The 24,213-nt window shown below is 43.7% G+C and carries 21 protein-coding genes and 1 tRNA gene; 15 read left to right on the top strand and 7 right to left on the bottom strand.

Going from position 1 to position 24,213, the window contains the following annotated elements:
• Nucleotides 1–118: 118 nt before the first annotated feature.
• From MASE_RS10100 to pyrF, 4 genes are all read left to right on the top strand, one after another.
• Entirely contained in the window at nucleotides 119–2,461 is a 2,343-nt protein-coding gene (locus MASE_RS10100; protein WP_014949640.1) for a PilZ domain-containing protein, read from the top strand.
• A gap of 129 nt (nucleotides 2,462–2,590) precedes the next feature.
• Nucleotides 2,591–2,848 (top strand): LapA family protein, encoded by a 258-nt coding sequence (locus MASE_RS10095; RefSeq protein ID WP_014949639.1) that lies wholly within the window; start codon nucleotides 2,591–2,593, stop codon nucleotides 2,846–2,848.
• Nucleotides 2,848–4,017, top strand: coding sequence for a lipopolysaccharide assembly protein LapB (gene lapB, locus MASE_RS10090; protein WP_014949638.1), 1,170 nt, complete (start codon nucleotides 2,848–2,850; stop codon nucleotides 4,015–4,017). Before MASE_RS10095 ends, lapB begins: the two co-directional genes overlap by 1 nt.
• Nucleotides 4,018–4,023: 6 nt before the next feature.
• Nucleotides 4,024–4,722: an orotidine-5'-phosphate decarboxylase gene (gene pyrF / locus MASE_RS10085; protein ID WP_014949637.1), complete on the top strand. Its 699-nt coding sequence runs from the start codon at nucleotides 4,024–4,026 to the stop codon at nucleotides 4,720–4,722.
• 115 nt (nucleotides 4,723–4,837) lie between these two features.
• Here pyrF and ald read toward each other — a convergent pair whose 3' ends face one another.
• Nucleotides 4,838–5,971, bottom strand: a complete 1,134-nt coding sequence (ald, locus tag MASE_RS10080) for an alanine dehydrogenase (protein ID WP_014949636.1) — start codon at nucleotides 5,969–5,971, stop codon at nucleotides 4,838–4,840.
• Nucleotides 5,972–6,156: 185 nt separating this feature from the next.
• Here ald and lrp point away from each other — a divergent pair, with 185 nt between their 5' ends.
• From lrp to MASE_RS10035, 9 genes are all read left to right on the top strand, one after another.
• Nucleotides 6,157–6,642, top strand: a complete 486-nt coding sequence (lrp, locus tag MASE_RS10075; protein ID WP_014949635.1) for a leucine-responsive transcriptional regulator Lrp — start codon at nucleotides 6,157–6,159, stop codon at nucleotides 6,640–6,642.
• A gap of 284 nt (nucleotides 6,643–6,926) precedes the next feature.
• Nucleotides 6,927–9,722: a DNA translocase FtsK gene (locus MASE_RS20460; protein WP_014949634.1), complete on the top strand. Its 2,796-nt coding sequence runs from the start codon at nucleotides 6,927–6,929 to the stop codon at nucleotides 9,720–9,722.
• A gap of 16 nt (nucleotides 9,723–9,738) precedes the next feature.
• On the top strand, nucleotides 9,739–10,563 hold the full coding sequence (lolA, locus tag MASE_RS10065; protein WP_014949633.1) for an outer membrane lipoprotein periplasmic chaperone LolA: 825 nt from the start codon (nucleotides 9,739–9,741) through the stop codon (nucleotides 10,561–10,563).
• Nucleotides 10,550–11,857: a replication-associated recombination protein A gene (locus tag MASE_RS10060; protein WP_014949632.1), complete on the top strand. Its 1,308-nt coding sequence runs from the start codon at nucleotides 10,550–10,552 to the stop codon at nucleotides 11,855–11,857. The genes lolA and MASE_RS10060 overlap by 14 nt, the downstream gene beginning before the upstream one ends.
• Before the next feature lie 72 nt (nucleotides 11,858–11,929).
• Nucleotides 11,930–12,313, top strand: coding sequence for a fluoride efflux transporter CrcB (gene crcB, locus MASE_RS10055; protein ID WP_014949631.1), 384 nt, complete (start codon nucleotides 11,930–11,932; stop codon nucleotides 12,311–12,313).
• 10 nt (nucleotides 12,314–12,323) lie between these two features.
• On the top strand, nucleotides 12,324–13,625 hold the full coding sequence (gene serS / locus MASE_RS10050; protein ID WP_014949630.1) for a serine--tRNA ligase: 1,302 nt from the start codon (nucleotides 12,324–12,326) through the stop codon (nucleotides 13,623–13,625).
• A 495-nt stretch (nucleotides 13,626–14,120) separates the two neighbouring features.
• The gene (locus tag MASE_RS10045) at nucleotides 14,121–17,057 is read left to right on the top strand and encodes a TonB-dependent receptor domain-containing protein (protein ID WP_014949629.1); all 2,937 of its coding nucleotides are present in this window, start codon (nucleotides 14,121–14,123) and stop codon (nucleotides 17,055–17,057) included.
• A 64-nt stretch (nucleotides 17,058–17,121) separates the two neighbouring features.
• Nucleotides 17,122–19,086: an alpha/beta hydrolase family protein gene (locus MASE_RS10040; protein ID WP_014949628.1), complete on the top strand. Its 1,965-nt coding sequence runs from the start codon at nucleotides 17,122–17,124 to the stop codon at nucleotides 19,084–19,086.
• 142 nt (nucleotides 19,087–19,228) lie between these two features.
• Nucleotides 19,229–19,942 (top strand): SOS response-associated peptidase family protein, encoded by a 714-nt coding sequence (locus tag MASE_RS10035; protein WP_014949627.1) that lies wholly within the window; start codon nucleotides 19,229–19,231, stop codon nucleotides 19,940–19,942.
• 76 nt (nucleotides 19,943–20,018) lie between these two features.
• Here MASE_RS10035 and MASE_RS10030 read toward each other — a convergent pair whose 3' ends face one another.
• Nucleotides 20,019–20,456, bottom strand: a complete 438-nt coding sequence (locus MASE_RS10030; protein WP_014949626.1) for a host attachment protein — start codon at nucleotides 20,454–20,456, stop codon at nucleotides 20,019–20,021.
• Nucleotides 20,457–20,833: 377 nt separating this feature from the next.
• Here MASE_RS10030 and MASE_RS10020 point away from each other — a divergent pair, with 377 nt between their 5' ends.
• Entirely contained in the window at nucleotides 20,834–21,610 is a 777-nt protein-coding gene (locus MASE_RS10020; RefSeq protein ID WP_232362752.1) for a hypothetical protein, read from the top strand.
• Nucleotides 21,611–21,654: 44 nt separating this feature from the next.
• Here MASE_RS10020 and MASE_RS10015 read toward each other — a convergent pair whose 3' ends face one another.
• From MASE_RS10015 to MASE_RS09995, 5 genes are read right to left on the bottom strand one after another with little or no spacing between them, the layout of a single operon-like run.
• On the bottom strand, nucleotides 21,655–22,002 hold the full coding sequence (locus MASE_RS10015; RefSeq protein WP_014949623.1) for a TusE/DsrC/DsvC family sulfur relay protein: 348 nt from the start codon (nucleotides 22,000–22,002) through the stop codon (nucleotides 21,655–21,657).
• Nucleotides 21,999–22,355 carry a hypothetical protein gene (locus MASE_RS10010; protein ID WP_014949622.1) on the bottom strand — a complete coding sequence of 119 codons (357 nt, stop codon included), beginning with the start codon at nucleotides 22,353–22,355 and terminating at the stop codon, nucleotides 21,999–22,001. The genes MASE_RS10015 and MASE_RS10010 overlap by 4 nt, the downstream gene beginning before the upstream one ends.
• Nucleotides 22,355–22,723, bottom strand: a complete 369-nt coding sequence (locus MASE_RS10005) for a DsrE family protein (RefSeq protein ID WP_014949621.1) — start codon at nucleotides 22,721–22,723, stop codon at nucleotides 22,355–22,357. The genes MASE_RS10010 and MASE_RS10005 overlap by 1 nt, the downstream gene beginning before the upstream one ends.
• Nucleotides 22,723–23,112, bottom strand: coding sequence for a sulfurtransferase complex subunit TusD (gene tusD / locus MASE_RS10000; RefSeq protein ID WP_014949620.1), 390 nt, complete (start codon nucleotides 23,110–23,112; stop codon nucleotides 22,723–22,725). The genes MASE_RS10005 and tusD overlap by 1 nt, the downstream gene beginning before the upstream one ends.
• 55 nt (nucleotides 23,113–23,167) lie before the next feature.
• Entirely contained in the window at nucleotides 23,168–23,833 is a 666-nt protein-coding gene (locus MASE_RS09995; protein ID WP_014949619.1) for a Bax inhibitor-1/YccA family protein, read from the bottom strand.
• Nucleotides 23,834–24,072: 239 nt separating this feature from the next.
• Between MASE_RS09995 and MASE_RS09990 the strand changes: the two genes are divergently transcribed.
• Nucleotides 24,073–24,164, top strand: a tRNA-Ser gene (locus tag MASE_RS09990).
• Nucleotides 24,165–24,213: the final 49 nt, after the last annotated feature.

Genomic DNA, 24,213 nt, shown 5'->3' with positions numbered 1-24,213 from the left:
TAAAATAAGGCGCTCGTTATTGCTGATATACTTTCGTTTAATTTTTGATACCTATTGACCCCAACTCGAATAGGGTTATATATTGTTCAAATAATAATAAACGGTATTCATAGAAGTAATGTCAGCCGGCGACGAACAAGCAATAATAAAACAATACCAGCCGCTCATTCGCGCGTTAATTCCTTATGAACAACAAAACAAGCTGTTAGAAGGAATTAACAAGTTTTCGAAGCGTCTACCTAGTAGTGTTCGAAAAGTAGTAAAAGAGGAGGTTGTTCGATTAACGTCGTTAACCGACGCACCTGCTGATAACTCTGCCTTTGCTCAATTCCCCGTCATGAAATTCAAGCACTTCGGGGTTCAAATGCGCCTTGATAAAGTCGGCGCGCAGATACTCAAAAACGAAACATCGCTTTATCAAGACAGATATACGGTAGGCGTGTTTGAGTCAGTAATGAACTCAGACTTCTACCAAAACCAAATAAAAAAAGAACAGTTCAAAAAAATTGTCGATGCTTTTAATGTTGAAAGCCAATCATTTACTGATATAGATTTCGGCGATGACATCGCAATTCGCCCAAATTTTACTATTTCTTCCCCCGATTTTGAGAAAGGCCGTCATTGTTCAATCAGTTCGATGTCACACAAAGGCATTGCTCTTGAAACGAAAAGGCCACCGAACGCTTCTACTGGTGACATTATTACGTTCACTATTCCTGAAGTTAAAGGACTTACTAAAGAACCGACTGAAATAACGCTTGAACTAGAGTCGGTAAAATACAACAAGCACTTAGGAAAGTATGAGACATCGTTTGTTTTTCAAGACGACGTGGATAAAGGCTTTCTTGCAACTCTTAAACGATATGTAGCGATTACTGCGTATAAACAGCCTTTGCAGCGTGATTTAGAAATAGAACGCGCCATGCAAGAGCTAGAACGCGACCGAATACTAGAAAATAGCCCGTGGTTGCCCGTGTTTCTCGCGCCAGAGAAGAAGTCGCTTAAGCCCATTATTGCCCTGTTTACCAAAGCCAATGTCGAGCATAACGACGCCGAAAAACTATTGGCTAGCCTACAAGATAAGCCTATCTTCGCGACGTTAGTTGACGAGCTGCGCAAGTACAATGAAGCGTATGTCTTTCATGGCAACATCAAAACCAAAAATGGTAACGTTCAAATAACAGCGACGCATAGACAACTGCTGGCATTAAAACAGCTTAACGCGTTGGTTTATCTTCTTGCCAAAAGTGGCGACTTCATCTGTACCCATTGTCGACTTGATAGCGTGACGCGAGAAGATAAACAAAAAGCGTTCGCTATTCACGATATTGCCAGTAAAGAATTTGAGCAACTGGCGCAGATTTCCCATGTTCTTTACTGTAAAGACGTGTCTGCTTATCTTACTAACCTGACCCTTTCAGCAAAATGCGATTTCAAACCCTTGTCAAAAACATTGAGGGCTAGCGGCAATAACTGGCGAATTGATTATGTTATGGAAGAGGATTTAGATAGACGTAGTGAGACACGTTACGTTATTGATAAACCTGCCTCTATTAAAGTTGGACTGCTGACATCGATTGATGCGCGGGTTGCTGATCTAAGTGCAAGCGGGATGAAGTTAATCGTTGCACCGAAAAGTGAGCTACAAAAGGAAATTCGTGTTTCAGTACCGGAACTGAAAATTAAAGGTGAAAAATATAAGGTTGTGCACTACCAAGCGGAAACGGGCGTGGTGAGGTTGTGTCTTGTTGAAGATACACGTAAGGCTAAAGTGAGCTCGAGCGTCGATCATATGGTTGAAGAAAATACCGCATATTTCAAAGTAAGAGATATTGCGCGTATTCAACGCTCAACTCACCGTTATATCTGGGAATTGGCGGTTAGGCATATGCCGTCTTTATCGGTACTATGTGTGATGAACCGCTTTACGTTAGACAGGCTCAAAACGGTGTATCAAAGTGACGCATCTGACGACCTTTATCCTTTTTCGCGCACTCAAAATATTATCCCACTGCACGGCTTTTTTGCAGACAAAGGGCAGGCTAAGCCCAAGTCACAAATTCTAGAGGCGATGTTTAAAGAAACATCTGAACAAGCGTTAGTGGTTCACTGCGTTAGAAAGAGCGACAGCCGCTTAGTGTATATAAAAGAGCGCGACTTCCTTTTTTCTAAGTTGCGAACACAGATAAAAACTCAGTTAGATGAAGAAAAAATACATCTCAGCGCCACAGATGTCACTGCTATTCGATGTCACGGTGCGATAACGCCATTAACTAAGAAGCGTCTTGCCCAGCTATCAAAGCTAGACAAAGCCATGTATGACAAGCTCGAAACGATGCAGGCGGGTTATACACACTGTATTTTTATTACTAATATGTCAGCCCTTCACCACGATTTAGTGGTAGACAATCTTATTGCCAAACCCCAACGTCAGGATCTAGAAAGCGAAGGCGCTGCTTAATGCCAAAGCCTTCTGAGTGGGCAAATATCTATGCGGATTGGTATAACATCATTTCACTTACGCTTTTAGTGTTATCTCTTTTCGCATTTTGCTATTCTTGTAAATAAATCAACAAAAAAGGGTTGAGTGTTGAAAGGGATCCTAACGTTTCTTATCATTTTGGTGCTACTCGCGATCGCGTTTGTCATTGGCTCACAAAATGAAGCACAAGTAACAGTTAATTATTTAATTGCTCAGGCGAATCTTCGCTTATCGACGTTAATAGCGATAACACTTTCAATTGGCGTTGGTATCGGAATTTTGGTAATGCTAATGAGCTGGCTAAAATTACGTGTTCAGCTGATGTCTGCGCAGTCTAAAATACAGAGTCTGGAACAAGAACACTAATGCTCGAACTGCTGTTTCTCCTTTTGCCTGTTGCGGCAGGTTACGGCTGGATAATGGGCCGAAATAGTGTCCGTCAAGCGCAGCGAAAGCAGTCTAGCATTCTATCTAAGCATTATTACAAGGGGCTAAACTTCCTTCTCTCAGACCAACCTGATAAAGCAGTCGATACGCTAATCAAAATGATTAACGTGAATAGCGACACAGTAGAGACGCATATCGCGATGGGGAGTTTTTTCCGTCACCGAGGTGAAATAGACCGCGCAATTAAAGTCCACCAGAATTTAGTTAGCCGTGATGAGCTCCAGCCGGCTCAACGAGAAAATGCACTGAGGGAGCTTGGTCACGACTACACACAAGCAGGCTTTCTAGAGCGTGCTGAAAATGCTTTTCTTCAACTGCTTAACAGCGATAAACACTACCTTGTAGCTCAACAGCAACTTTTCAGTATCTACCAGACCACGAAAGAGTGGGAAAGAGCCATCGAATTAGCCGAACGTATGGTGCAGTGTCATGGTGACAATGATGATTTGTGCGAACGCCTTGCACACTTTTATTGTGAACAAGCATCGGTTGAGTTGAAGAACGATAGCCAAGGGGCGGCATTGACCTTATTACAAAAAGCGGTAAATGCCGACGAACATGCGGTTAGGCCGTGGCTTATGTTAGGTGATATAGCGCTTGATCAAAAACGCTTTACTGATGCCAACGCGTACTTTACGCAAGTGGCCGAACGCGATATCAACTGGTTCAGCGAAGCCGTACCTAGTTTGGAAAAAATTGCTGAAGAAACTGACGACTGGGAAAGTTTTCAGAAGAACTTAGAAGCGCACTGGCAAGAGTGTGCTACGTCCTATTTAGCCATGGTTGATGTGCTTATGAAGCGCGGTGAAACGGCACAGGCGGCTGAATACTTACTTGAGCAACTTCGCAAACGCCCGACTATGCGCGGCTTTAAAACCCTTATGGGGCTTTACATTGACCAGCTTTCAGATAAAACCACGGCTGATAGCTTACGCTTACTTAAAGAATTGGTGGAAAAGCAAATGTTGCAGCGCCCTAAATACCGCTGTGGCAGCTGTGGCTTTTCCGGTCGAAAATTATATTGGTTATGTCCTAGCTGTAAAAAGTGGGGCGTAGTAAAACCTATCAAAGGGCTAGACGGAGAATAAAAGAACATGCATGACCCACGCGTTATTGTTGCATTAGACTATGACAATAAAGACACTGCATTGGCGTTTGTTGATAAATTAGATTCAAGCTTGTGCAAGCTAAAAGTGGGCAAGGAGATGTTCACCTTATTTGGACCGGAATTCGTAAAAGCGCTAATCGCTAAAGGCTTTGACGTTTTCTTAGATCTCAAATTCCATGACATTCCAAATACTGTAGCGAAAGCGTGTAGAGCAGCGGCGGAGCTGGGTGTATGGATGGTAAACGTACATGCATCGGGCGGCCTACCTATGATGCAAGCAGCTAAAGAGGCGATTGCAACAAGCAGCAACCCTCAAACTAAACTTATTGCGGTTACCGTTCTTACCAGCATGGATGAAGCGCAGTTGGCGGATGTAGTAAGCGGTGTGACACCAGAGCAACAAGTGCTGCGTCTGGCGGCACTTACAGAAAAAGCAGGATTAGACGGCATTGTCTGCTCGGCACAGGAAGCCAGCGCATTACGCGAAAAACACAGCGACGATTTTCTGCTAGTTACACCAGGTATTCGCCCAGTAGGCGCAGATGCTGGTGATCAAAAGCGCGTCATGACGCCTCCCGATGCTATGAAAGCTGGCGTGAGCTATTTAGTTATGGGAAGACCTATCACTAAAGCGGAAGACCCTATTGCCGTACTGAAAGCAGTAAACGCATCAATAAACGGTTAGACTTATTTCAAATACAAAAAAGCTCGGATGTGATGTTCACATACCGAGCTTTTTTATTCCGATATTCTTATTCAAGGGTATGGCCACAGCCCTACCCGAGACTAATCTTTAGAAATTATTCGCCTTTAAGCGCTACTTCAGCTGGTGTATAGGTAAGGCCTAGTTCTTCACCTAGCGCGTCAACCACAGCTTTGTACGTTACCTTACCTTCGTGCACGTTTAGACCGTTAAGCAAGTGCTTGTCTTCTAGCATCGCTTTCGCAGGGCCTTTGTTTGCAAGGGCTAAGCCGAATGGCAATGTGGCATTGTTAAGTGCCATTGTAGAAGTACGCGCAACGCCACCTGGCATGTTTGCAACACAGTAGTGAACCACGTCATCAACAATATAAACTGGGTCTTGGTGTGTTGTTGCTTTAGATGTTTCAAAGCATCCGCCTTGGTCGATAGCAACGTCAACAAGTACTGAACCAGGCTTCATTGCCTTAATCTGTTCGCGAGTAAGAAGCTTCGGAGCTGCTGCGCCAGGAATAAGTACCGCACCAACAACAAGATCAGCTTTTGAAGAGTAGTGCTCAATAGCGTCAACGGTAGAGTAAACCGTTTTTACTTGTCCGTTAAAGATATCATCGATTTGACGAAGACGAGGAAGCGAGCGGTCAAGAATAGTAACGTCAGCACCAAGGCCTAGTGCCATTTTTGCTGCGTTAGTACCAACAACACCACCACCGATAACCAGTACTTTACCTGGTGCTACACCCGGAACGCCACCAAGAAGTGTACCGCTACCGCCGTGTGCTTTTTCAAGGTAGTGCGCGCCAGCTTGAACCGACATACGGCCAGCTACTTCACTCATTGGTGCTAGTAGTGGAAGCCCACCGCGGTCGTCAGTCACTGTTTCATATGCGATACAAGTTGCACCAGACTCAACAAGCAGCTTTGTTTGCGTAGGATCAGGCGCTAAATGTAGGTAGGTGTATAGTGTCTGGCCTTTACGAAGCATTTTACACTCGTTAGGCTGAGGCTCTTTAACTTTTACGATCATTTCTGCTTCAGCAAATACTTGCTCAGCCGTTGATGCAATGGCTGCGCCTGCTTCGACATACATTTCGTTAGTGAAACCTATTGCTTCACCTGCGTTCGTTTCTACTAAAACGCTGTGACCGTGGCTAACAAACTCTTTTACAGCTGCTGGCGTCAAGCCAACACGGTATTCGTGGTTCTTAATTTCTTTTGGTACACCAACTAACATGTATAGTCCTCAATCTTATAGTGAGCTTCTAAGCGGCTCTGGTTGAACTTTTGATAAATAGTGTTCGGCTTTGAAGCACGTGAACATATTTGCGGAGTATACGTGATAAAAAAACGAACTATCTGCTGAAGAATGGGCGTTTGTAGCATATAATTCTCCTAAAAGATGCTTTTAAGATATTTTATATGCTGGTAAAGACACCAAAACACCTAGATCGAATAGACAGGAATATCCTGGTACAGTTACAGAAAAACGGGCGTATATCAAACGTCGAACTTGCTAAAGAAGTGGGATTAAGCCCCAGCCCTTGTCTTGAGAGAGTTAAGAGGCTGGAGGCTCAGGGCTATATAAAAGGATATCATGCTGTCGTTGACCCAGAAAAGCTCGGCGCAGCTATGCTTGTGTTCGTAGAGATTACGTTAACGAAAACATCGGTAGATATCTTTGCAGAATTTTCTGCTGCGGTAAAACTGCATGACGATATACAAGAATGTCACCTGGTGTCCGGAGATTTTGACTTCCTTCTTAAAGCACGCGTTGCAGATATGGGAAGTTATAGGAAATTATTAGGTGATACTTTACTGCGTTTGCCCGGAGTGAGTGAGTCGCGGACGTACGTAGTGATGGAAGAAGTAAAAAGTACATCGTCGCTGCGCATTAATTTGAAGTAATGAAAGCGTGGCTCAATAGCGTGGTTTTGTGGTAGGCTGTGCAAAAATACAGTGTTTGTGTTTTATCAAAGGATTAACAGCACGCTAAAGCACAGGGTAGGGGATGGGTGTATTAATTCAGTTGTACGCTCAGTAACTTACCAAAAAGTAAATCAATAATAATTATGTAGGAATAGCAAAGAGTTCGCTAAGCTCTTTGTTGCGGTTAGTACTGCGGTTACCGCATAGCGTAAAAAGCTAGCTGCGGTAATACATGCGATGGAAATTGAAGGTTTTTTAGGGTTATGGCGCGATTAACAGGGGTTCAGCGAGTGTGGGAAGCAGGTATGATCATCGCCTGTGTTTTCGCCTTCTTCTTATTGCTGGCACTAGCATCTTTTCATCCAGGAGACCCAGGTTGGAGTCAGGCTGGATTACAACTCGACGTTCACAACTGGGTTGGAGCAACAGGGGCGTGGGTCGCTGATCTTCTGCTATTCTCATTTGGTTTTTTAGCGTATTTGCTGCCTTTCGGCTCCGCCTTCTTAGGGTGGTTTCTATTCCAACACATTAAAGAACTCGATGAATTCGATTACCTTACTATTGGTTTAAGAATTATTGGTGGGCTGTTGATGGCCCTCGGTGCAACGGGCATCGCCAGTATTAATTTTGACGACATTTACAACTTTTCAGCCGGCGGTTTTGTTGGCGACGTAATTAGTTCAGCGCTAGTGCCTTACTTCAATACTGCTGGCACAATTTTGCTACTTCTTTGTTTCTTCTGTACGGGCTTTACCTTACTAACGGGTATTAGCTGGCTCACTATTATCGACAGGTTAGGGGAAGGTACGCTGTGGTTAGGACGTAAGACTCTTTCAGCGCCTCAGAGTTTGTTAGCATTCGAAATGCCGCGACTAGCCCTAGCTAACAAATCGTCTAATCAAAGTGGCGACGAAGGTGCAGAGCTAGATATTACTAGTATGCGCGCTGAACCTTTGGCTTCTACTGCACAGACAAAACCATCACAGACACAGAAAACTACGCCATCACGCAGTGAGCCTACTTTTGGCATTGACGATGTAGATGATGAGCCGCCGTTTTATACCTATGACGGAGACAAGTCTGTTCAATCTAATCCCAACGATACTGTCAACGCCGAGGAAGACGATGCGACATCAAGTGCAGATGTAGATGCAGCTGAGACGAAAAAGTCGTCGTTCTCATTGTCAGGTATGCGTAGTGCGGTTACTGGTAGCTTTAAAGACAAAGTGGGTTTGGGTAAATCGAGCCAAGATGACTCAGTTCAGTCAGAAGATGATAGCAGTCAACATGAGCATAAACACCAAGCACAGCAAAGTCCGCATATTAACTTTGACGACTTAGAAGAGTTTGATGAAGACTTGCCTTACGAAACTGGAAGCAAGCCAATAACTTCTGCAAATAACAGCGCGCCATCTGTTGAAGGTAGCGAACCAAATACGGAAACGCTACAGTCCCAAACTGTTGAAACTCAGGGAGCGAGTCAAGGTGCTAACCAAGCATTTACGCCTGCTGCACTAGGTGCCAAACCCGTGAAGGCGAGGGCAGGTGAGTTAGATCCTGATTTACCACCGATGCCGTCCTTTGATTTACTTGAACGTGCCGACAAACATGAAAACCCGCTTACGCCAGAAGAGATTGAAGGTATTTCTCGTTTGGTAGAGGAAAAACTGGCTGACTTTAACATTGAAGCGACGGTGGTTGGCGTGTTCCCAGGCCCTGTTATTACCCGGTTTGAGCTTGATTTAGCACCTGGAGTAAAAGTGAGCAAGATCTCAGGACTGTCGAAAGACTTAGCCCGCGCTATGTCAGCTATCTCGGTGCGTGTAGTGGAAGTTATTCCGGGTAAGTCAGTAATTGGCTTAGAACTGCCGAATAAAAAACGTGAAATGGTGCGGCTGAGCGAAGTTATTAGCTGCGATACTTTTCAGTCTAATAAATCACCATTAACCATGGTGTTGGGCGCTGATATTTCAGGTCAGCCAGTGGTGGTCGATTTAGCCAAAATGCCTCACCTTTTGGTTGCGGGTACTACAGGTTCAGGTAAATCTGTAGGTGTGAACGTTATGATTCTTAGTTTGCTTTATAAGAGCACGCCAGAAGATGTTCGCATGATCATGATTGACCCGAAAATGCTTGAGCTTTCCGTTTATGAAGGCATACCTCACTTGCTTGCTGAAGTGGTTACCGACATGAAAGAAGCCGCCAATGCCCTTCGTTGGTGCGTGGGTGAGATGGAGCGTCGTTATCGTCTAATGAGCGCTCTTGGCGTGCGTAACCTAAAAGGCTATAACGCGAAAGTAGAAGAAGCCATTGCTAATGGCACACCAATAAAGGACCCACTGTGGAAGAATGAAGAAAGTATGGATGCTGAAGCGCCTGACTTAGCCAAACTTCCTGCTATCGTGGTAGTGGTCGATGAATTTGCCGACATGATGATGATAGTGGGCAAAAAAGTAGAAGAACTTATTGCACGTATCGCACAGAAAGCACGTGCTGCGGGCATCCATCTAATCCTTGCCACACAGCGTCCGTCTGTAGATGTTATTACGGGTCTGATCAAGGCCAACATTCCAACCCGTTGTGCATTCCAAGTTTCTAGTAAAATAGACTCTAGAACCATTCTAGACCAACAAGGTGCAGAAACTTTGCTAGGGATGGGTGACATGCTTTATCTGCCTCCTGGTAGCCCTGTGCCAACCCGTGTTCACGGTGCATTTGTGGATGATCACGAGGTACATGCTGTAGTCGCAGACTGGCAGAAACGTGGTGAGCCTGAATACATTGATGAGATCCTGAATGGCGAAGCGACGGCTGAAGTCTTACTGCCAGGCGAACAGCCTGAGGGTGAGGATCAAGAATTTGATGCCTTCTATGATGAAGCCGTGGCGTTTGTTACTGAAACACGTCGAGCTAGTGTGTCGAGTGTGCAGCGTAAGTTTAGAATTGGTTACAATCGGGCCGCGCGCTTGGTTGAACAAATGGAAATGAGTGGTGTCGTAAGTGCACAGGGGCATAACGGGAACCGTGAGGTTCTTGCACCGCCGCCCCACAAAGAATAACGAATGGATTGAATAAATGAATAAAGCAGTTTCGGTTTATTTTGTAAGTGCATTGGTAACGGCAGGTGCAGCAATGACTGCTGCTAACGCTGCGGTAGAATTAGGTACTACAGGTTCAAATATAGGCAACAACAATGCTCACGAGGTTGTCAGTGTTCATGACGCTATTCAGGCTAATGCCACAGTAAACACTAGTCAGCCTAAAACTTCATCGCTTATCAATGATTCTGCGAGTACTTCACTGCAGGCTTTGTTAAGCAATATGAAGCTGTTTCGTGCAAGCTTTGCGCAGACAGTAGTCGATGCACAGCAAAATGTCGTTCACGAAGCACAAGGCACGCTGACCATGACCCGCCCCAATAAGCTTCGCTGGGAAACAACGTTTCCTGATGAAACCCTTTTGGTTGCCGATGGCGAAGCGGTTTGGAATGTGGATACCTTCGTAGAGCAGGTAACAGTCCTATCTCAAGACAATGCGATTAAAGATAACCCTATTGTTTTGCTTACATCGACAGATGAAGCAACGTGGTCAAAGTTCTCTATCAGTCAATTAAATAGCGGTTCATCGGCTGTAACACCTGAAAATGGCGCGGCAGACAACATCAATGGTGGTAGCGCAACAAAAAGCTACCAAATCACGCCTAAAGAACAGGGCGGCCAAATCGCTACGCTTACATTAACTTTTAACCAAGACAGTGAACTCGCTTCGCTTAATATGCTCGATGCGCAACAGCAAATCAGCACTTTGGTGTTCAGTAATATTGAAACGCGTTTTCCAGTGCCCGCTGATACGTTCTTAGTTGATATTCCAGACAGCTTCATAATTGATGACCAGCGTTAATCAAGATTTCGCGCCCCTCGCGGCGCGAATGCGCCCGGTCACCATAGAGCAGTACAGCGGTCAAGAACACTTACTTGGCGAAGGTAAGCCTCTTCGTAAAATGTTAGAGGCGGGTCACTGCCATTCTATGATTTTGTGGGGGCCGCCCGGTACCGGTAAAACTACCCTTGCTGAACTCATTGCTCAATACACCAAGGCATCTGTATTGCGTATTTCTGCGGTTACCTCTGGGGTAAAAGACATCAGAGCCGCCATGGATACGGCTGAAGAAAACGCCCGTTATAACCAGCGAACCTTGTTGTTTGTAGACGAAGTACACCGATTCAACAAAAGTCAGCAGGACGCGTTTCTTCCATTTGTTGAGTCTGGCGTTGTTACCTTTATTGGCGCAACGACAGAGAATCCCTCGTTCGAATTAAATAAAGCGCTTTTATCTCGTGTACGTGTTTATGTGCTAAAGACACTCGAACACGAAGCACTGTCAGAATTGATTGATAGAGCGCTGAGCGATACTGAAAAAGGTCTGGGTGACAGAGCCCTTGGTATTAAAGAAACAGCCAGAAACGCGCTTATCGATTTAAGTGGCGGCGACGCACGTCGTCTTCTCACCTATTTAGAGCTTGCTGCCGACTTCACCGGAGCAAACGAAATAACCGTAAGCGATGTTGAGCATGCGGTAGGCGAAAAAGTTGCTAGTTACGACAATAAAGGCGACACCTTCTACGACCTAATCTCCGCGTTTCATAAATCTGTTAGAGGCTCAGATCCAGACGCAGCCCTTTACTGGTACGCAAGAATTCTTGATGGCGGGGGAGACGCGCTGTATGTAGGAAGACGTCTACTTGCTATCGCGTCTGAAGACATTGGTAATGCAGACCCAAGAGCAATGCAACTTTGTATTAATGCCTGGGACACGTTTCACCGAGTAGGGCCTGCAGAGGGCGAGCGCGCTATTGCTCAAGCTGCGGTATATTGTGCGTTAGCTGCAAAAAGTAACGCAGTATATATGGCGTTTAACGAAGCAAAAGCATTGGCACGTAAAACCTCTGATGCACCTGTTCCCATGCATTTACGCAATGCGCCTACGTCGCTAATGAAAGAGCTCGGTCATGGCGATGGTTACCGCTATGCTCACAACGAGCCGAACGCGTTTGCCGCGGGTGAGTCTTACTTTCCGGAAAGCCTTACCGGAACTCGCTTGTACAACCCTAATGAACGCGGTTTAGAGAAAGCTTTGAAAGCCAAGCGTGAATTTCTCGATTCACTTAATGCGAGAAGTAACAATAAAAGGTAAAGTTGCAGACAAGTAACTCAACTAGTTCAGATTATATGAATTAGTTAATAAAAAATGCGCTAGGGAGTTTTCGTGCCTCAAGGGTTAGCTTTGTATTGTTTTATTGCCGCTGGCGGTGCGACCGGCGCCTGTTTACGCTATTTTGTTACCACAAGTGTTGATTCCTTATTTGGAAAACACATGCCGTTTGGTACACTAACGGTGAATGTGGTCGGGTCGTTTGCACTCGCATTACTGTACGGTTTTATCGAACGTCATGATTTAAGCGACTCTCCTTACCGAGCGCTTATCGGTGTAGGGCTATTAGGTGCCTTTACTACATTCTCAACATTTTCCGTTGAAACCTTAACTTTATTAGAAAACGGGTTGTGGCTTAAAGCCGCAGCAAATGTATTTCTTAACGTTGGCGCTTGCCTAATAGCAGGTTGGCTAGCCATTCAATTGATGAAAGGATAATTAGAAACACATGTTAGATCCAAAGTGTTTGCGAAGCGATATAGAACAAACAGCTAAGCGATTAGCTGCCCGTGGTTTTAACCTCGATGTAGCAGCTTTCAGTTCGCTTGAAGAAAAAAGAAAAACACTTCAGTCCAGAACACAGGATCTGCAAAACGAGCGCAACGTACGAAGTAAATCCATTGGTAAAGCAAAAGCGCAGGGCGAAGATATTGCACCGCTATTGGCTGAAGTGGGTAAGCTTGGTGACGAGCTTGACGCCGCTAAAGCGGAACTTAGCGAACTGTTGGAAGAAATTAACACCCTTACGCAAGGCATTCCTAATTTGCCACACGAGTCTGTACCAGCGGGTAAAGACGAAGATGACAATGTTGAGATTTCTCGATGGGGCGAACCACGCACGTTTGATTTTGAAGTTAAAGATCATGTTGATGTTGCTGAAGGCTTAAACAACGGCTTAGATTTCGCTACCGCAAGTAAGCTTACGGGAAGCCGCTTTGTAGTGATGCGCGGCGATATTGCTCGCCTAAATCGTGCAATTGCTCAATTCATGCTAGATACCCATACACAAGAACATGGCTACCAAGAGATGTATGTGCCTTACTTGGTTAACGCTGACAGCCTTTATGGCACAGGTCAGTTGCCTAAATTTGGCGAAGACCTATTTCACACCAAGCCAGCAACTGAAGAAGGACAGGGGCTTAGCCTAATTCCAACTGCAGAAGTTCCGCTAACTAATATCGCACGCGATGAAATATTAGATGCGAAAACGCTGCCTGTGAAAATGACAGCGCATACGCCTTGCTTCCGCTCAGAGGCTGGTTCGTACGGTCGAGATACCCGTGGACTTATTCGTCAGCATCAGTTCGATAAGGTAGAACTTGTACAGTTAGTTAAGCCAGAAGAGAGCTTTGACGCGCTAGAAGCACTTACAGGACACGCAGAAGTTATTCTTCAAAAGCTAGAATTACCGTACCGCAAAGTGTTGCTTTGTACTGGTGATATGGGCTTTGGTGCATGTAAAACGTACGATCTTGAAGTATGGCTGCCTGCGCAAAATACCTATCGTGAAATTTCTTCATGTTCAAACATGTTGGACTTCCAAGCACGGCGGATGCAGGCTAGATTCCGTAACCCAGAAACGAATAAAACTGAACTTCTTCACACATTGAATGGTTCTGGTTTAGCGGTAGGGCGTACGCTTGTAGCTATTTTAGAGAACAATCAGCAAGCAGACGGAAGCGTTACGATTCCAAAGGCGCTTGTGCCTTACATGGCAGGCCAAGAGGTTATCAAAGCGACTAGCGTGTAAATTTATTTTTCAGTTTAAATCACAACGTTAATTTAAGTCTAATAGTTGCGACTTAATTAATAACAACCCGATATCTTGTGAAGAGGTATCGGGTTTTTTCTTTTAAATGGTTACTTCCATACCTATTAAACAGTGACGCGTACAGCCTGTGCAAAATTATCTTTACATGTAATAATTTTGTTATATAAACAGCATCTTATAGTTCATTTATTAGTGCCATTAAAGTTGTTTCTAAATGTAAATAAAAAGCGTTTTTCCCCGTAAATTACTTATATTTCAGTCACTAATGTCACAATTGACACCTTTAGCTATATCTTATACTTTTGGCTAATGTTGCGCATTGCGTAACATTAATGAAATGTAAATCTCCCCAATCTTCAAAAATGAAAATAGGTCGCATTTACATTTTGCCTACATAAGAAAGCTTCATGGATAAACGGACTTACCCATCGGGTGTTTCTGTTTGTCCGGAAAGCAAATTTCCAGGGAATAGATATGGAAAATCGAAACACACTTAATAGATTATCTCAGGGGATAATCGTCGCACTTGGAATAAGTGCTGCTCCTTTCGTTTCTGCTCAGGACACAGTAGAAAAAGACGCTGACACAGTAGAGCAGATCTCAGTGGTAGGATCTCGTATCCGCACAGACTCTTTTGCTAATGATACGCCTATAGACATCATTTCAGTTGCGGACGCTGAAAATCAGGGCCTTAAGTCTTTAGGGGAGCTACTTCGTACGAGTACAGCTGCTGCTGGTTCCAATCAAATTACCGCGGCGTTAACCGTTGGCTATGTAACAGATGGGGGTACTGGTTCAGAAACTGTAGGCCTTCGTGGTCTTGGTCCAAACCGTACTCTAATTCTATTGAACGGACGCCGTGCAGGGCCAGCAGGTACTCGAGGAGCGGTTTCTTCTTTTGATTTAAACAGTATTCCTCTTTCGGCAGTAGAGCGGATTGAAGTGTTAAAAGACGGTGCTTCTGCGCTTTATGGTTCAGACGCGGTAGCCGGTGTAATTAACATCATCACCAAGAAAGGTGACGAGAAGACGGTAAACGTTGATATTAGCCAGCCGATGGAGTCTGGCGGCGAAGACCGTCGTGTTAATATTTCATTCGGTGAAGAGTATGCAGAAGGCTCTTTCCGAGTAACCGCTGATTACCGTAAAGTTTCTATGCTAAGCCGAGGCGATCGCGATTACTTAAATTGTACTGAGCGACTTCAATTTTCAGCTGACGGTTCACGAAACGATCCGATTGACCCCCGCACTGGTGACTATCATTGTTCTGAAACAGGGTATGGCCTTTGGCTTTACGGTCCTGTCTCGACAGATGGCTATGGCGGTAGTTTGCAGGCCGCTTTTGATTATGACAATTTTTTCGCCAACAACGGCTATGAAAGCATTAATGATGCAAACGTAGGTTTTACTACGCCGGAAGGATGGTATCCAGTTTCTTTCACTGACAACTATGCGAGTGAAGGTTGGTGGGATCAAAATCACCCATTTCTAGGACGAGAAACTTTAGTACCAGAAACTCAAAATGCATCAATTTATGCAACTGGTGAATATAACCTTAGTGATGATGTGACAATTTATGGTGAATTTATCCATAGTCAACGTACCACTAAGACTAATGGTTACCGCCAATTCTGGACCGCAGAGGTTGGTCCTCAAGACGCTTCGGTAGTCGATGGCTTTGACGGCGCTGGAAGCATCTTTCCAGTTGCACTTACCGACCATTTTTCATCTGAAATCGAAGTGGATTATACCCGAGGCGTAGTTGGTGCAATGGGTGACATCGGTTTTTGGGCGTGGGACCTTTCTTATCAATACAGTCACAACGACGGTACTTATACACAAGAAATAATTTTCCAAGATGCAATGGAAATGGCTCAAGCTAACTTCGCGAACGGCACAACATGCAGCGGCGCTGTTACGCAATTTAGCGGGAATACGTGCGTTGATATCCCATGGACTGATCCTCAATTTCTTTACGGCAACAGAACACCAGCACAAGAAGCTTTTCTTTTCGGTGAAGACGTAGGAACAACAACCTACGATCAGCAGACCCTTGAAGGTTTTATAACTGGTGATGTATTTACACTTCCAGCAGGTGAAGTCGGTGCAGCCTTTGGTTTCCAAATTCAAAAAGATGAAATTAAAGATAAGCCAGGTCAAAATACGCTAAATGGTAACTCGTGGGGTCTATCTGGTGCAGGCATCACCGCCGGTGATCAGTTAACTAAAGCGATTTACGCTGAGTTTAAGGTACCTCTACTGGAAGGCCTTACAGGAGTAGAAAAGTTAGATTTAACAGCTTCTGGACGATGGAACGATGTTAATACTTACGGAAATGATACTACCTATAAACTAGGTTTAAACTGGACGATAGCTGAAGGTTACAGCATTCGTGCGAGTCGCGGTACATCATTTCGTGCTCCAGCGCTATATGAACTATACCTTGCAGAGCAAACAGGTTTCTTGCAACAGTTAGCGTTAGATCCTTGTTTAGATTACGTTGCTAACTTTGCTTCAGGCGATATTACAGATACAGTGTTTGAAAACTGTTCTGCTGAGGGTATTCCAGAGGACTACGTTCAGGGTGGAAGCTCAGCTACATCTATTACTCGTGGTGGCGTAGGGCGACTAGAGGCTGAGACGTCTGTTGCTGAGGGTATTGGTTTTGTATTTACTAGTCCGGAAGATACTTACGCGTTCTCAATCGATTATTTCAACATTGAAATTTTTGACGAGATAGACAACTTAGGTGGTTCTGAAATTGTTGATCGTTGCTACGACTCAATTGATTTTGCCAATGAGCCACTTTGTGACCTGTTTACTCGCCGTAACAATACCGATACAAACGACTATGGGATTGATATTATAAATGGTGGCTATGTAAACATTGCTTATCAGCGTGTACGTGGTGTGGATTACCAATTCTCATACAATGAAGAATTTGATTGGGGTAATGTACGTTTCACCGTTGAACACACTATGCAAATTGAAAAGTTCGGTCTTCTATTTGAAGATACACCGTACAACAATGAAGTAGGAGAGAACGGTAGGCCTAAGCATGTTGGTGTTGCACGTCTTAGCTACGGCAAAGATGATTGGAGCGTTACATGGACAGCAAATTATTACGACGCAACGAATGACTATGAATTCTATGGTAGTGAAACCAACACGACGACAGTGAACAATGAAACAGTTACGTTTATTGATGAAACTAGTTGGACTACCTACCACTCTGTGTCAGGTTCGTATGCATTCGATAACTTTGATGTTCTTGTAGGTGTTGCTAACGTATTTGACGAAAAGCCCCCTCGCATTTCAGCAAGTGGTGACCAAGTAGGAAACGCTGCGCGTTTTTCTCAGTATGACTTTATTGGGCGTCGTGTGTTCGCCAATATCACTTACTCTTTCTAAGTCAGGTTAGAGTGCAAGTAAGCCCCCCGAATATAGGGGGCTTTTTACATGGAGATAATTATAAATGAAAGCTCGTTTATCGCTTTTGAAAACGATTATGCTGGGAAGCCTAGCTTTCTCTTTTTCTACAAATGCTGAAGTGAAAACGCCCGTTTTAGAGGCTTTCGCAAAACACTCTCAGTATTTACAAATTAAAATATCCCCAGATGGTAAATATCTGGCATCTACTTCCAGAGATGATGATGGCGTTGTTTTCCTTACGGTACTTGATATTGAAAAGCAAAAAGTACAATCGATCACTCGAGGAAGGGGAAAAGAGTCAGTCGGCAGTTTTAACTGGTTAAATGATGAACGTCTCTTACTGAGCATGGTGCGTGAAGTCGGCGCCCTAGAGCAACCAGTCCCGACTGGAGAGTTGTTAGCGATGGATGCAGATGGCAGTGATAACGTGGTCCTCACTGGCTACCGCTCTAAAAGTGGTGATACCCGATACTCTCAGGTCGTAGATTTTTTACCAGACGATCCAGATGCCATCGTCGTTTTTAGCGTTCAAGGGTCAACAAAAGAGCCTTTTTTGGATCTCTATAAAATGAAGGTGAGCAATGGGCGAAAAGCATCGTTGGGTAGAATGCCTTTACGTATGTATAAATCTACAGGAGATAGCTTACGAATCATAACCAACAGCAAAGGTGAAGCTTTGGCAATGACGAGCTCAGATCCTAATGAAAATAATCAAGTAACGCTAATGGTACGAAGTTCAGTAAACGACGACTGGCAAGTGGCATTTCAGGCGGAATCATTTGATTCATTTTTCAATCCATTAGTATTTTTGGCCGATGATAAAACGCTAGTTGGACTTAGTACCATTGAAACTGATACAGATGCTGTCGCAACTTATAACATTGATACTAAAAAGCACACTGTTTTAGCTGCCCATGAAATGGTTGATGTGGAGCCTATATTGCACGAAGTTAGAGGGCAAGTGCAAGAAGTCATAGGCGCGGAATATGAATATAAAGACCTCAGTGCTACTTACTTTAGTGAAGTTAAAAATACGGATGAACAACGAATTTTAGCTAGTTTACGTCAAGCGTTTAAGGGCAGTGTAGTGTCTATCACATCTTCGACGTATGACGGCTCAAAGATGATTGTAGCAGTTGGCGGGATTAATCAACCTACGGCTTATTATCTGTTTAATAAAAATAAAAAACAGTTAGCAAAACTGACTGATACGCGACCATGGTTAAACGATTTTGATATGCCCCAATCTAAAGTTGTTACCTATAAGGCAAGAGATGGTCAGGAGATTTCGGGCATTCTTACTTTACCAGTAGGTGTATCAAAAAACCTTCCTTTAATAATGCATCCACACGGTGGTCCTCACGGTTTAAAAGATACACTTACTGAAATGAGAAGCGATGCTAAAGTGTTGGCGGCTCACGGTTATGCTGTATTCCAACCTAATTTCAGAGGTTCAGGAGGCTATGGCTTAGAATTTCTGAAAGCAGGTTTCAAATCTTGGGGAACACTAATGATTGACGATATGACCGACGGCGTCAATTATCTAATTGAGCAAGGCATTGTTGATCAAAATAGAATGTGTGTTTATGGTGCTTCTTATGGTGGTTATGCCGCCCTCCAAAGTGTCATTAGAGAACCTGACTTATATAAGTGTACAGTAGGTTTTGTAGGAGTGTATGACCTAGCACTGATGAAATCTGCAGGCGACATTCCAGAGTCTCAATCTGGTATAAACTACTTGAATCGTGTATTGCCTGATGGTGATAGCCAATCTCCGGTAAAAAACGTCGATAAAATAAAGGTACCTGTATTCATCATCCAAGGTGAGGAAGATGTCCGCGTACCCAAAGAGCATGCTTTTGCGTTACGAGAAGAGTTAGAAAAGCGCAATAAACCGTACGAATGGATGATGAAGTCTGGCGAGGCACACGGTTTCTATAAAGAAGAAAACAACGTCGAGCGTTGGACTGCAATGATTGAGTTTTTTGATAAACACACCGCTAAATAGTTAGACTGAACAAACTGAAGTTTATCTTTAAAAAAGGAAAAGGGTGAATCCCTTTTCCTTTTTTCATTTACCATGCAATATTTTGAGATATGGAACCTATAGAATTTTAAAATGGCGGAAGCATTTTTCAATACGAGGACTTATGTGCGGATTTATACAGCGTATTACTGACTCACCTGACGTTATTGCGCTACTTGAAGAAGTCGGGCTTACACAAACCATTCCGCTTTTTGTCAATGAATCTTCCACAAGCAATGTTATTAACTTTTATCCTGCATTTGGAAAAGTGCCAGAACGACAAATTACCAATTTAATTGTATCTGGTGATAGCACCATCGATGCTACATGGTGGTTTGATGCTAAGCCCGTTGGCGACACGTTAGAGGTTGGCAACAGAACCACATTCAATGCCCGTAATCTAGAAAGCCCTTATTGGGGAAAGTTTATTCGTGAACGACGAGCTGTGGTTGTCGCAACTGCAGTAGGGGAGTCAAACCCACTTGGTAAAGGAAAAGCGCACTTTTTAATGAAACCGGCCACTGGTGCATTGTTAATTGGCGCGGTATACCGGCGGTTTAGTAATGGCCTATTTTCCTGTGCAGTAGTGACGCGCCCACCCGTAGAGGGATTTAGCAAGTATCATGAAAAATCCATTCCTTGCTTTCTTCCACATAATGCACATGCGATAAATGCGTGGTTAGCGGCTGACACACAAGGCTCATTGAACAATGAGGTAGAATATATTTTGAATAATCCTCGTGTTTATACCGATCTTGAAGTCACACGAGTAAAGACGTTTAAAAGCGCCGAGGCAATCGGTGAGGTTAATGTGTTAAAAGCTAACGAAAACCGCTAACTTTTACTTATAAGCGAGTAAGAGAAGGCGGCAATGACAACAGCCGCCTGTGACAATCTAACTACTAAATAACGTTTTATTTAAGGTATGAAAGCAAGGTTTCCTCGTCTGCACCTAAAACATTCTTTTTCACTTCTTTGTCGACGATATCTGAACATTGAGATGACATTTCGCCTCTCAATTTTCCAAGGAACCCTGGTCCACTAATAATATCTATAGAGCCCAACGCACCTCGTTTACGCTCACCATCTAGCCAGTCAGCAATGTCACTAGCAAATCGTTCATCTTCGAGTTCGGCGGCATCTTTTCGATTCATGCTATCAACGCCTGGTACTTGCGAAGCGGGAGCCGATTGTCTGCCGGGTTTATCTGTATAAATGTCTTGGTCACTCGCGTCACTAAACTCGTTGTGCCACTTTTTTACTTCAACAAGTGCACTTCCGTGGTTGGTATAGGTGTAAGCTGTGGCGTCGTCGTGGTTGGCCACAATTACGTAGTGTTTTTGAACTGTCATACAGCCTCCTATGTCCATTTATGTAAAACATTCACGTTTATGATGTTCGGTAAAAGGCAAGTATGAAAAATATGCCTGAAACCCGAGATAAAACGCTAATGTAAGAGGGGAGTTGCAATATCAACACCAAAGCTAAAGCAAATAACTGTAGGGCGGCTACTCTGCTCGCTACCTCGAATCGGGGTTCAACCCGTGCAAAGCGCTTGGTAGGAATAATAACTAGGAAGAAGCGAGTTATGCTTAATTCATAAGATTAATGTAATTTATCTAATCGTAATATATGTTTTTGAACAATAATATTGATTGTAAGGGGGTTGCAGTCTACATTAACCATTATAAGAAATAGGACATAAGAAATAAGAGATAAGGACTTTTCAATGAATAAAATAGGAATATTAGCGACGTTTCTATTCTTACCCGCAATAGTAAATGCTTCGACCATGAATGAATCTGAGCAGCCAAACTCCCTTAATAGTTCGAAAAAGGCCTCTTTTACATCAACTACAAAGGCATTATCTGAAACATCAGCCACATGCTATGTTGTTTCTGAATACTACAAAGGAGCAAGGAGGCAAAAAGTGGTCAGCAACCAAATTGAAAGTCGCATTATAGACCACGTGAACGCTAAAGATTTAAATCTCAATGATTTAGGTAAAGGTGAGGAATTGACTGGTCTAGAAATTGAAATTGATGGCCATTCAGTAGACCTTAATGTTTATCGTGACTTAAGTGGAGAGTCTAGCATTGCTATTGTTGGTGACGCTGAGAATCGCTTAGTTTTTCGACTTGGCTTTTTGTCGGAACTCTCTACAAATCATAAATATAAGTTAAATTCGGTAGCATTAAGCCTAGAGAGAGGCATGTCTAAAATTGATGGGATGACCCATGCGCTAGCATTTATGGATGGCGAAATAGATGAAACAACTAATACCATTGCTGACGACGAGCAGTGCCGAAGAGAACTTGCTAAAAAACAGGCAAAAAAACAATATTGGGGGGCTTATATTGGCCCAGGTCTAGATTCTTCAAATATTTTAGATACCGTTTCTCCAGGAATTTGCAAAAGAACAGTGAGTATGCGCACTTGCTATGCGAGTAATGGCCAGACTCCTTGTACAGAGACAGTGTACGCTTTTCCGGAGCGGTGCGATTGACGGAAAACAGAACTAAATTATGCCTGGCCTTTTCAGCAACGCCTTTACAAGCATTTGGCAGGTTTAGGTAACCCTGCCAGTTTGGTGGCTTGCTTAGCCGGGCCTTTTTTAAAGAGTCGCTGCAGGTAGCGGCTATTACCTTTTTCTGGCCCAAACTTATTGGCCATAGCTTTCACCAAAGCACGAATCGCTGGGCTGGTTTCGTACTCTTCATAGAATGCGCGTACGAAGCGCACCACTTCCCAGTGGGCTTCGGTTAATTCAATGTTCTCTTCTTGCGCCAGCAACTCAACCATATCTTCTTCCCAAAGGGTATAGTCGAGTAAATACCCGGCTTTGTCTGTAGGGATCGCTTGCCCTTTATAATTGAAGCTATAGGTTTCTTGTGTCATGAAAGGGGTATCCAGTGCTGATTTTTTGCTGATATTGCAGCAAGTTCTTTGTGAGAAATAGGATTAATATGTTCGGGAAGATTTGCGCCCCTGGTATCCGCATCTGTACTCAAGAACGACAGGTTTAGCGTTGGTTTGTCTTTTGCCGTGCCTTTTGTCGTACTCTCTACCGTACTCTCTACCGTACTTTTTACCGTATTGGCCAGCCGCTCAAAAAACGCGGTGTTTAATGCAGGGGCATAAACGCCATCACCAACAAATACAACATAAGTAGAAGTCGATTGCTCAAAAGTGGCTTCAATAAGCTGTTTGTATTCAGTGCTCAAATTTGGCGTTGAAATAGTAATAAGCATTAGAATGTCACCACATGATCTACGCTTTGGATAAGCGTGACCTTTTCTTCTGGGGTTATCCACTCACAGTCTAACTCATCAACTAGACTGTTATTAGAAAGAACCTGCTCAATGTCGTAGGTATCTGCACTTGCTTTACACACAAAGCATTCTTCGATATCGAAAAACGGCATGCTAGCTAAACGTTTGGTGTGATTTTTTAGTCCTTTGGTAGACGCTGCCTTAACAAGCTGCAGTACACCTTGGCTTTCAAAAAGCACTTTAACATCGTGCCCATAGTTTGTTGCAGCAAGCGCAAAATCTAAACCGTCTTGGCTTTTAGCATTGGAAAAAGGGCTTTGCGTAAACCTAATAAGTAGTTGCGCCATTAGAATTGTACCAACCTGTTGCAATCATGGAGCGCAGTGAAGAATTCGCCCAAGCCAGCTTGCTCGAAAGGCGTGGTTAAGTTGGCCTGAGACAACCCATTCTCTTTCGCCTCTAACTCACTAACAATACCTCGCTTAACGGCGGCGGTAATGCATACTAGTAATTTCACGTTGTGTTCAGTCGCTAGAGTCTTCCAGCTATCAAGTACGAACAGCTCGTCACCCGTTTTTAGCATTAAGTTATTAGTGTGGTGTACACCTTCGCTATAAAAGAAAACGTTGTTTATTACATCACCATTATCGATTACACCTTGTGCAAAGGAGAGGGCGCGTAACGCTGTATCGCCTTGAAACGGTGATGATGTGATAAGTACTGAATATTCTGCCATACAAATAAAAACACCCCGGTTAAGGGGTGTTTCTCTTTAAACCTTTAACGCTGTTTTAATCGTCGCCACCAAACGCACCTAGAAGGTGAAGGATAGACGTGAACAAGTTGTATATGTTCAAGTATAGCGAAACTGTTGCACGAATGTAGTTTGTTTCACCACCGTGGATGATACGACTTGTATCAAACAAGATGAAACCTGACATAATAAACACAATCGCTGCACTGATTGCTAAGCTTACCGCTGGAACTGCGAAAAAGATGTTCGCAATTGCCGCAACAAGCACTACAACTAGGCCTACAACCAAGAAGCCGCCCATGAACGAGAAGTCTTTCTTAGTGGTTAACGCGTAGCCAGATAGCGCGAAGAACACAAGGGCTGTTGCACCTAGCGCTTCCATGATCAAGCCTGGGCCCGCAACGCCTAGATAGAAATTAAGCGTGTAACCTAGTGATGCACCCATTAGACCTGTGAATGCAAACACCCAGTAGATACCAGATGCTGAATCAGCTTTTTTCTGAACTACAAATAACGTAATAAAAGCGCCGATAGTCATAACAAGAGACATCATAGGAGAAATGCCTACTGCCATTGCTATACCAGCACAAACCGCACTAAACGCCAGTGTCATCGCAAGCAGCATATAGGTGTTGCGTAGAACCTTGTTCGTCTGCAATACCGATGGTTGAGATGCACTTGAATACATCGAACGTTGATCCATTGTTTCCTCCAACAGGACTTATGATATGACCAAAATGGTACACAATTATTTAGTGTATGTTGTATGGGTTTTAGTTCCCATTTTCAAGTAGTTTCAGATGAAAATGGTGTCAGGTGAATATAAAAACATCTCTTATACGTGCTAAACAGTCTATTTGATTGAAATCTCGGCACTTAGACAACTTTTTTAATTTTTCGCTTTACAGTCATAAAAATATCATTAAGATACGCAGCAATTCAGGAGAGTTGGCAGAGCCCGGTTTAATGCACCTGACTTGAAATCAGACGTGGGGTCAAACCCACCGGGGGTTCGAATCCCTCACTCTCCGCCATATTATGAAAGCCCGCACATTGTTGCGGGTTTTTTTATGCCCGTCTACC

Origin of the sequence: Alteromonas macleodii ATCC 27126 (assembly GCF_000172635.2) — a bacterium.
Taxonomy (GTDB): domain Bacteria; phylum Pseudomonadota; class Gammaproteobacteria; order Enterobacterales; family Alteromonadaceae; genus Alteromonas; species Alteromonas macleodii.
The sequence above is the reverse complement of the archived record's forward strand: the minus strand, read 5'-3'. Positions and strand labels throughout refer to the sequence as shown.